Source organism: Alteromonas sp. CNT1-28 (assembly GCF_022348345.1).
Taxonomy (GTDB): domain Bacteria; phylum Pseudomonadota; class Gammaproteobacteria; order Enterobacterales; family Alteromonadaceae; genus Alteromonas; species Alteromonas macleodii.
The window spans coordinates 54329-64414 of sequence record NZ_JAKREZ010000027.1 but is presented as its reverse complement, the minus strand read 5'-3'; the positions used below and the strand labels follow the sequence as shown (position 1 = coordinate 64414).

General features: G+C 43.6%; 8 protein-coding genes. 4 read left to right on the top strand and 4 right to left on the bottom strand.

What is annotated here, in order from left to right; all coding sequences use genetic code 11:
• Nucleotides 1-250: 250 nt before the first annotated feature.
• A complete protein-coding gene (locus MHN02_RS15655; protein ID WP_239247260.1) occupies nt 251-685 on the bottom strand; it encodes a hypothetical protein in 435 nt (144 codons plus the stop codon).
• Nucleotides 686-910: 225 nt separating this feature from the next.
• Nucleotides 911-2080 (bottom strand): patatin family protein, encoded by a 1170-nt coding sequence (locus MHN02_RS15650; protein WP_239247258.1) that lies wholly within the window; start codon nt 2078-2080, stop codon nt 911-913.
• 220 nt (nt 2081-2300) lie between these two features.
• Here MHN02_RS15650 and MHN02_RS15645 point away from each other — a divergent pair, with 220 nt between their 5' ends.
• Together MHN02_RS15645 and MHN02_RS15640 are read left to right on the top strand one after the other, a co-directional pair.
• Complete coding sequence (locus tag MHN02_RS15645) at nt 2301-3317, top strand: 2-dehydropantoate 2-reductase (RefSeq protein WP_239247256.1); 1017 nt, start codon at nt 2301-2303, stop codon at nt 3315-3317.
• A gap of 163 nt (nt 3318-3480) precedes the next feature.
• Nucleotides 3481-4671 (top strand): porin, encoded by a 1191-nt coding sequence (locus MHN02_RS15640; RefSeq protein ID WP_239247254.1) that lies wholly within the window; start codon nt 3481-3483, stop codon nt 4669-4671.
• A 4-nt stretch (nt 4672-4675) separates the two neighbouring features.
• Here MHN02_RS15640 and MHN02_RS15635 read toward each other — a convergent pair whose 3' ends face one another.
• Nucleotides 4676-7201 (bottom strand): ATP-binding protein, encoded by a 2526-nt coding sequence (locus tag MHN02_RS15635; protein WP_239247252.1) that lies wholly within the window; start codon nt 7199-7201, stop codon nt 4676-4678.
• Between the two features lie 125 nt (nt 7202-7326).
• Between MHN02_RS15635 and MHN02_RS15630 the strand changes: the two genes are divergently transcribed.
• Complete coding sequence (locus MHN02_RS15630; protein ID WP_014948877.1) at nt 7327-7686, top strand: VOC family protein; 360 nt, start codon at nt 7327-7329, stop codon at nt 7684-7686.
• A gap of 118 nt (nt 7687-7804) precedes the next feature.
• Here the strand turns inward: MHN02_RS15630 and asd are convergent, their stop codons facing one another.
• Nucleotides 7805-8929: an aspartate-semialdehyde dehydrogenase gene (gene asd / locus MHN02_RS15625; RefSeq protein ID WP_014948878.1), complete on the bottom strand. Its 1125-nt coding sequence runs from the start codon at nt 8927-8929 to the stop codon at nt 7805-7807.
• A gap of 480 nt (nt 8930-9409) precedes the next feature.
• On the opposite strand from asd, the gene MHN02_RS15620 reads away from it, so the two are divergent.
• Nucleotides 9410-9976: a cytochrome b gene (locus MHN02_RS15620; protein ID WP_014948879.1), complete on the top strand. Its 567-nt coding sequence runs from the start codon at nt 9410-9412 to the stop codon at nt 9974-9976.
• Nucleotides 9977-10086 lie beyond the last annotated feature (110 nt).

Genomic DNA, 10086 nt, shown 5'->3' with positions numbered 1-10086 from the left:
AATTACGCTAAATAACTATGTACATGAGCCGTATACGAGGCCCGTATGTACGGTTCTGTGAGAGGGATGAGGCGGTGACGCCTCACCCTACTCGATGTGTTTGCCGATCAGCGCTGGATGGTGCGCGGATACTTTTCGCTTACGTAAAAAGAAACCCGCTATGAAGCGGGTTTCTTTTTAAACGCGTTTGTTGCGACGCTGGTATGCTAAAGCTAATGGCTTTTCACCTGTGATGTCGCGCCGCTGCTAATTACTTCGCAATTTGCTGGTGAAGCTTGATTAGGTCAGGAAGCTTTTTCGCGTAAATCGCTTTCTTCGTACCTGGGTGAAGTAATTGGCTCACGAACGTGCGTAGGAAGCCAAGTACAAACGTTTGAACGCGATCAGCGTCTGCATCACTTGGGTTAGCAATAAGCTTGTCTGTCTCCGCTTGTACTTTATGTACAATCGGGTCCATGGTGTCTTTTCCAGAAACTAGGTCATTACCAGTCACAACGCCTTTGCCAAGCAAGTCTCTAACTGCTGAGTATAAATCAGCAGAAACAGCGTTAGACTGTCCCCAGTTCGCAATGTTGAATTCTTCAGCAATCTTATCTAGATCAGCAGTTGGGTCGTTCGACTTCAATAGGCTGTCGATAAGTTTATGGGCTTCAGTTTGTTTTACGGGTGTTGATATTTCTGACATGGTTACATTTAATGATTATGTGGGTGAGCGCGTTATAAATATTCTGCCAGACAATGTCAACCCGTTTACCGCCAATAGAGGCAAGAACGAGAGAGGAGCTTGCTAAGTCATTATGTAAACATGGCGAACCAAGCACCGAAATAGCACAGAAATATTACTGAAAGAGTAGCAAAATAGAGAAAAGGCACCTGCTGCCAAGCACCCTTTATCATATGAGTAAACGGACTACGCGGAGATCCTATTCTCTTTGTCTACTTTATCTATCTTGCCTGTTCGACGTACTGGGAAAGGCAACTTAACTGGACGTTTACCATTTAATGCAGCATGTTCTGATTTCACACTATAATGAGCGCTATCTTTACTATGCATGCCCTTGGGTGTATCAGTTACATCGAAAAACGAAGCAACAGGCTGTCTGTTTTCCTCTAGCTGGTAAGCAATGACTTTGTTTTCGGTTTCTAAAAAGGCACTTCCAGCTTGCTTACCAAGCTTATAATCATGACGAAGTTGTGCGTCTGTACTACCTAACAATTTACTTTGAAGCTTATCTGACGCAAAAATTTGAATAACCTCTACGCCTTCTGGCGGGTTTTCAATAAATGCCAATTCTTTTTGATACGCTTGTTCGTGCTGCAGCAGATAGTCGATGGTCTTTGGGCACGTGCCCGTTGCGCACATTACCGCGCTTAACTTTTGTAGCCAAGGCGACTGTACTTGAAAGCCTCTATCTACGGTGCGAATAACTACGATTTTCGTCGCGCCGCGCTTGTACGCTTCGGTAACAGGCAACGGTGCAGCCAAACCACCGTCTAGAAAGAAATCGGTATTGGCTGCCTTTTTTGTCTCGACATCAATGTGCAGCGGTACGCCCTGTTTGTAAAGTAAGGGGAGGGCGCTCGAAGCCTTGATAAGATCGACCCAGTTGTGAGTACTTTTCATTGGATCGAGAAAATACGCCTGTCTGTCTCTGGAATTTGTAGCGGTAAATAAAATTTCTCTGTCCGCAACATTAGCCTTCGCAGTATCAAGATCAAGTAAACGGTTCGCTTCTTGGGTTTTGTCAAAGTACCAGTCTAAATCGACAATATGTTTGCCCATTAAACCTCTTCCCATTTGGAAAAAGCGTTTGTGTCGAGTTAAGCCGCGAATAAGACGCTTTGCATAGCCTTTTTGACGCGCCACAAAACTCGTTAAGTTCTGTGAGCCTGCTGATGTGCCGATAAGAATATCGAAAGGGTCGTGTCCGGCGTCTAACCATGTATCGAGTACGCCTGCCGTGAAAATTCCTCGCTGTCCACCACCTTCCGCAACCAAGGCAACTTTGCCATTGTTCGACATTTTAGCATTGCGTGCTTTTGAATAAGCGAGAGAAGGAGCAGATTGTTGACCCGACATGATAACCCTCTATTTGACCATGACTATAAATTGACTACTTGGTCTAATTGTAGGGAGATCACGACGCCGGAGAAAATTGAAAGAATAAATCGGACTGATAGGAAATAACTGATACTGAAACATTTTTTGTTATTTCATTGTGATTTTTGTGTTTACATTTTGATCGTTTAATCGCAGTCTAACAAAGTGTTGAAAGCTAAACTTTCATTGGGAGTCAATAATGAAAATTGCCGTGTTAGGTGCGGGAAGTATTGGATGTTATGTAGCGGGCTGCCTGTTAGCCTCTGACCCCACATTGAGCGCCGCTAATGCACTTACGCTCATTGGCCGTCAGCGTTTATATGATGATATTACTGCCAATGGTCTTAAAGTAACGGATTGGCAAGGGCGTGAGCAGCTAACAAAGCCTGAGCATATCGCTTTTTCAATTGAGAACGATAGTTTAGTTGATGCTGACGTCATTTTGCTTTGCGTTAAAAGCCAAGATACCGAGCAGGCTGCTGCGATAATCAATCAGCATGCAAAGCAATCAGCAGTCGTAGCCAGTCTTCAAAACGGAGTGGGTAATGCACACCTGCTTCGCCAGCACATAAAACAATGCGTAATTGCAGGTATGGTGCCTTTCAATGTTTTTTATAAAGGTAACGGCCATTTTCACTGTGGTACAGAGGGTAATATTGCCCTTGAAGACCCCAATAACCAATGTAGTGACGTCATAAAAGCGCTTAGTAACGCGTCGTTGCCCGTTACGGTTTATAACGATATGAAAGCTGTACAGTATGGCAAACTCATTATGAACTTGAATAACGCGGTCAATGCACTGTCGGGTATACCGCTGAAATCACAGCTAGGGGATAGGCAATATAGGTTAGTTATGGCAAAGGTGTTGTCCGAGGCGTTAGCAGTACTAAAAGCGGAAGGAATTACACCAGCAAGAACCGGTAAGGTCATTCCCAAACTGATGCCAAAAATTATGAAGCTACCTAATTTTTTATTCAATGTGGTGGCTTCATCTACGCTTAAAATAGATCCCGAAGCACGTTCATCAATGTATGAAGATTTGGCGCTGGGGCGACGAACGGAGATTGATTATTTGAACGGCGAGATAGTCAGGCTCGGTGAAAAAAATCACATAGCTACGCCAGTGAATAAGCATATTGTTAACCTGATCAAACAACACGAAGTTGCTCAAAAAGGAAGTCCTCACTTACCGGCAAATGCTTTACTGCTTAAGTGAAACGTCTATCTAACGGTGTATTTCAACGTTAAATATTACAGTTTTGTGTCATTTTTATGTCAGAGCACTTGATTCTTATACTAAGATATATATCCTGCGTGCAAACTTCCGTTATATTTAGTGTGCTTTGCTTTTCCAAAATCATTTTTCTTCTTGTCTTCTGTTGAGTACTTTATGTGCGTCGCTTTTCCATACGACGGTTTTAGCGTCTGAGGTTGATGTCGAGCGTGAATCTAGCGCAACGTTCTCTCAGTACAATGGCAACGGCCTTTCATTTCAAAGCGACAACAATACCTTCTCACTACGCGTGCGCGGTAGACTTCAGTTTCGCTATGCCAATCCCGGTATAAGCCAGCCTACCGAGCGTGCTGACTTTGAGCATAATGCCGGTAATCAATTTGGCGTTAACAGGGCGCGGGTTAAATTAGACGGTCACATTGGTTTGCCCTGGATTAAATATGGTGTGGAATACGATGCTGTCGATCAGCGCACGCTCACCGCTACACTATCCTTTGAAAAGTATGACGCGCTTCGGTTTAAGGTTGGTCAGTGGAAAGTCGAGTATTCCAGAGAGCGCAGTGTTAGCAGTGGCGGCCAGCAAATGATGGATCGTTCAATCATCAACAGAATATTTACGCTAGATAGGCAAATGGGGGCATCCCTTTACGGAAATCTTGATGGCCCAGGCGCGGCCAATTTCAATTACTGGGTAGGAGTATTCAATGGCTCAGGCCGTGGTGATTATAGCAATCACGATGGCGAGAATATGTATACAGGGCGATTACAGTGGAATTTCTTAGGTGAGTCTGTCGGGTTTAAAAACAGTGACATTAAACGAACAGCTACCCCCAAAGCAGCGCTAGCAATAGCAGGGGCGAAGTTCAAAAGCCAGTTTACACGTTTTTCATCGTCTGGCGCTGGTAATTTAGCCAACTTTAGTGCGGGCGAAATCGAAGGTCAGTTTGACATTCAGCAGTTTGTGATTGATGGTGCCTATTTTTATAAAGGGTTTAATGCTCAAGCGGAATATCATGAAAAAGATATTGTAGATTTAGCGAACAACAATAGAGAAACTACGCTGCGCGGCTATTATGTGCAGGCGGGTTATTTTTTGAGTGAATCAATCAGCTGGTGGCCAGAGCCCCTTGAAATGGCTGCACGCTTCGGGACCTATTCGCCCCGAGACAGTGAACAAGACGAACGCTTTTTTGAAAAGACAGTAGCATTCAACTATTTTTTTAATGGCCACAAAAACAAACTAACCGCAGAGGTAAGCAGGGTTTCACTGGATCAGTTCGATACTGAAGTAGAGGACGAGACCATCTATTCTCTGCAGTGGGACGTCAGTTTTTAACTACTCACGCCGAGTGAGCAAGAAACTCACCTAGTGTGTTAACAAGGCGAGCCTTGTCTACGGGCTTGCCCACATGGGCATCCATTCCTGCCGCGTGACAGTTGTCGATATCTTGCTGCATGGCGTTAGCCGTCAGGGCAATAATGGGGGTTTTTAACTTAAGCACATTTCTTATATGCCGTGTGGCGCTAAGCCCATCAACTTCAGGCATTTGAATATCCATTAGTACCAAATCATAAGTGCACGCTTTCAATGCATCAATGGCCTTTTGTCCGTTTGATACGTGTGTTAAATCTAAATGGAATTCATCAAGAAGCGCTTTTATTACTTCAACATTTATGTCGTTGTCTTCTGCAAGGAGGACACGAGCGCCTTCTAGCGTAACGTGTTGCTGAGTTGTCTCAGACAGCGGAGCATCAATATCTGCTGCAACAGCAAACGTGACATCAAAAGAAAAAGTAGAGCCTCGTTCTAATTCGCTTTCAAGCGTTAGTGAAGAGCCCATTAGCTTAAGCAGATTATTACTGATGTTAAGCCCTAGGCCTGTGCCGCCATACTTTCTCGCTATGGAGCTTTCAGCTTGCGTAAAAGGCGTAAACAGCTTTACTTGGTTTTCTTTCGAAATACCAATCCCGTTGTCTTTTACCCAGCAGTGCAGGGCACAATGACTATCGTTCGACTCTGATACGGATAATCCAATTTCTATAATTCCTTTATCAGAAAACTTGATGGCATTGCTTATTAGGTTTGCCAATATTTGCTTAAATCTAAGTTCGTCAAACATCAAATCGTTATTAAGGTTTTTGTCGATATGAAGCTGGAGCACTAATCCTTTGCGTTTCGCTTGGTCTGAAAATATGTCGACTAATGTACACAGGCTTTCATTGATGTCGTGAGGCCTGATAGCCAACGTTAGCTTGCCCGCTTCAATCTTCGAAAAGTCGAGTAGGTCGTTAATAAGTTGAAGCAGCATTTCAGATGCATTGACGATTTTCTTGGTAAGATCCTTTGCTTGCACGTCTGCTGCGCGGCTCGCTAATGATTGTCCAAAACCAATAATGGCATTTAAAGGCGTGCGAATCTCGTGACTAATATTAGAAATAAACTCAGACTTCAACCGATTGTTTAATTCTGCTTTTTCTTTCGCCGTTAAGTAAAGCGCATTAGCCTGTCTTGATTTACTCAATAAAATCAGAATGATAACAATTGTTACTAGTGTGAGTGTGATAAGTATGACGAGCAACGTGGAAAAAAGTGATTGGGTGCGCTGAGCCTCTGTTTTCAACAAAAGCGCTTCCTCGAATGCTTTATTCTCATTCTCAAGTTGATTTGCTCTGTCTTTCTCTTGGGTTATCTGATCAATTAAGTTGGCGCTTTTTATTAGCTCTAAGTCTTCATATTTCTTTGCATTCAAATAGGCTTCATGGAAAACCTCAAATTGTTTGAATGCCAGCGCGTGATCACCTTTCGCAGCAGTAATGTAGGCTTCTGTTTTGTCCAGCTGTGCGCGCCAAGTCGTTTGCTCGGCTTCGCGGTTTTCATCGTAGAGTACACGTGCTTTATTGAGCGCGTTTGTCGCCTTATCCAGTTCTCCTAAACTAAGGTGAGCTTCCGCTTTTAAACGGTAAATTTCGCTATTGTAAAAAGAAGATGAGAGAGGATGAGCAAGAACAATATCAGACAGTGTCAGCGCTTTCTGGAGATTGCCTGAACGATAGTAGGTGGTGGCGATACCATAAGTGGCAAGGAACTCAGAATAGTTAATATCAATTTGTGAGTCGAATTCTATGGCACGCTCAAAGTAGTCGATAGCCTTGCCATAGTCTCCTAGATTTCTATACAGAATACCAATGGCGTATAGGTTGTCACTGACCAAAATTCGCTGGTTTTCAACTTTGGCGCCATCAAGCGACTTCTCATAGTACGACAGCGCAATGTCATAAGCGCTGACTGATTGATAGTAGTCTGCCACAATTGCATAGTACAACGGTCGAAGCTTGGTAAGCGTATGTTTGGTTAGTATATCGTTTACTGTGTTGATAAGCTCAGCGTTAGGCGCAAAAACCTGCCCCTCGCTGTAAGTTAATACCTGGTAAATAAGCGCGTAGGCCTTTACGCTTGGCGGAATATCAGGCGTTGCTACAACGCGGTTAAAGTGCTCGTAGGCTTTGTCGTAGTCTGCTGAAATACCATACATTCTTGCTACGCCAGTAGCTATTGTAAGCCCTTCACTCGAGTTGTCTTGCAACGCAATCAGCGAATTTAAGATTTTTTCGGAAGGGCGTTGATGTATTGAGAGTTGGTACTGAACATAAAGCGCGCCCACTTTTCTTTTTTCATCTTGCGTTAATGTGTCAGATAACAACCAAGCTTCAAGCTTTTCTATTGCTGCCCCTATAGGCGTAGGCACTAAGGTTTCAACGTCCACTTTAATTTCGCTGACCTTGTCTGAGATAGATGCATGAACACTAACCGTTCCCATACTCCAAGTTAGGGCAAGCAATAAAGCCAAACTAATAAAATGCTGCAAACTAAGTGACCCGAATAAATGCTATTTGTCTTATGTTAAACGATTAAGCACGTTTAGAATTTAATCGATAAGTCTAAAGTTGGTGATAGTATGAGCTCATCATTTTTTAAAAAGAGGAGAGTGACATGCAAGAAAGCACCAAACTCAACTATGTAGAATTTGCATCTCTAGATATTCGCCGCTCAAAAGCGTTTTTTGAAAGTGCGTTTGGCTGGTGTTTTACCGATTATGGCAGTGAATACAGTGCGTTTAGCAATGCTGGCATGGACGGAGGGATTTTTTCTGCACAACGTGTGATGAAGGCAGAAAGTGGTGCGCCTTTATTGGTGCTGTATTCCAATAACATTTCTGAATCGCAAGAATGTGTAGAAAAAGCAGGTGGAGCAATTACTAAACCGTTGTTTGACTTCCCGGGGGGCTGTCGCTTTCATTTTGTCGAGCCAGGTGGTAATGAGCTTGCTGTTTGGTCTGAGTCGGCAAAATAGCGCTATCGTGTCAACGAAGTCTAGTGATTCTGGCTTTTATAGTCTGATAAAAAACGCCTTGCGTGTAATGACACAGCAAGGCGCTCTAAATTCAGATTAATTAGCTATAAGCTTGACGTTACTTTTGCTCAAGCACAATGCGCAGCATTCTGCGAAGCGGCTCTGCGGCACCCCACAATAGCTGATCGCCGACAGTAAATGCCGAGATATATTCAGGACCCATGTTAAGCTTGCGAATACGGCCTACGGGAATAGACAGTGTACCGGTCACTTTCGCTGGCGTAAGTTCTTGCATCGTCGCGTCGCGATCGTTAGGAATCACTTTTACCCAGTCGTTGTGGTTAGCCAAGATTGTTTCAATTTCGGCTAGAGGCAAGTCTTTCTTTAGCTTAAGTGTGATAGCCTGGCTATGACAGCGCATGGCGCCAACACGTACACAAATACCGTCTATCGGCACTTCACTGCCTTTAATGCCTAAAATCTTGTTGGCTTCCGCTTGGGCTTTCCACTCTTCGCGGCTTTGACCTGAAGGTAGTTGCGAATCGATGTACGGAATTAAGCTACCCGCAAGCGGAACACCGAACTGTTCACTAGGGTAGTCTGCGCTTCGAATAAACTCAGACACTTGCTGGTCAATTTCTAAAATCGCGGTAGCAGGATCTTCAACTTTAGCTTTCACATTACTGTGAATTGCACCCATTTGATTAATTAGCTCACGCATGTGCTGTGCACCTGAACCTGAAGCGGCTTGATAGGTCATTGGCGAAGCCCATTCAACCAAGTCTTTCTCAAACAGGCCACCGAGTGCCAGAAGCATAAGGGAAACCGTGCAGTTTCCACCTACGTAGGTACGAATGCCTTTTTCAATGCCACTATCAATTTCTTTACGGTTTACTGGATCTAGAATAATTACGGCATCGTCTTTCATACGAAGCGCTGACGCAGCATCAATCCAATAACCGTTCCAGCCAGTGGCTCTTAAATCGTTGTACACGGCTTTTGTGTAGTCGCCGCCCTGACAGGTAATAATGATATCCTGTTTAGATAGCGCTTCGATATCGTGCGCATCTTCTAGAACACCAGCATCCTTTCCAGCAAAATCTGGTGCTGCACTACCTTTTTGCGAGGTAGTGAAAAAGGTGGGCTCAATGTGCGCGAAATCTTGCTCTTCTTGCATGCGCTGCATTAATACTGAGCCAACCATACCGCGCCAGCCCACTAAACCTACTTTTTGTTGTGACATTAAATTGAGAACCCTTGTTACTAAAATGAAAAGTACTTCACCACCTACGCCTTTTGCTCAACGCTAACACATGTACTTTTGAATTAACGTGTCTATCAATTGAACGTAGAATGATGTCGAACGCCGCTGCTTTATTGTGCTGGCGCAATACCTGTCGTTTTTATTTTTGTCTTTGCAGTCTAAGTGTTATTTATCCCGCTGGCTAGATGGTTTTTATAAATAATCTATCGCTGATATAAGCATTTTAGAAACGGCTAGTTCATGGCAAAAAATTTAAATAAAACACTTGAAGGAGCAATCAAATCGCAGGGTAGAGAGTGAACCTGTATTAACCCCTCATTGTGTCTATGCACTGCTTACGGTCTAAAAATTGCTTTATAAATAGAATTAATCCCTCACAATGTGTGAGGAAATATACAATATTGAGATACGCTTTAAGGAAAACGTAGTTCTTAATATGAAAATAAAAGAGAGGAACGCATGCAGTACGATAGTCATAATAAATTTGCTACCACTACAGTATTTTTGCACTGGTTGGTTGGATTAACCATTATTGGCTTGCTTGCCACTGGCATTTACATGTCGGAAAACGGTGTGTATGCACTATACCCCTGGCACAAAGCGATTGGTTTTCTTGTACTCTTTGTCGCACTAGCACGTGTGGTATGGCGCATGAAAAATGGTTGGCCTAGCGCTGCTGCTAACTATAAGCCAATAGAGCACAAATTAGCGTCAGTTGTGCACTGGGTGTTGATTATCGCCACGCTCTTAATGCCAATTTCAGGCTTGATGGCGTCGGTATTGGGTGGGCACGGGCTGTCAGTTTTTGGTCTGGAGGTTTTCGCGCCAAATTATAGTGTTGAAGATCCTGAGAAAACGCTACCGATAAATTACGAGCTTTCCAAAGCAGGTGGCGCTATACACTTCTATCTTGGTTATACCGTTATTGTCGCACTCTTGCTACACATTGCTGGCGCTCTTAAGCATCATTTCGTTGATAAAGATGGCACATTGAAGCGCATGCTAGGCAAAACCATTGGGGAGTAGTGCTTAATAACCTAGTTTTCTTGTATACCTTTGTCATCGTAAAAGTATTTTGACTGAAGTTTACACCCAGTGAGTACAGGTAGATAACTTTCACGTAGAAGCCGAGCTAT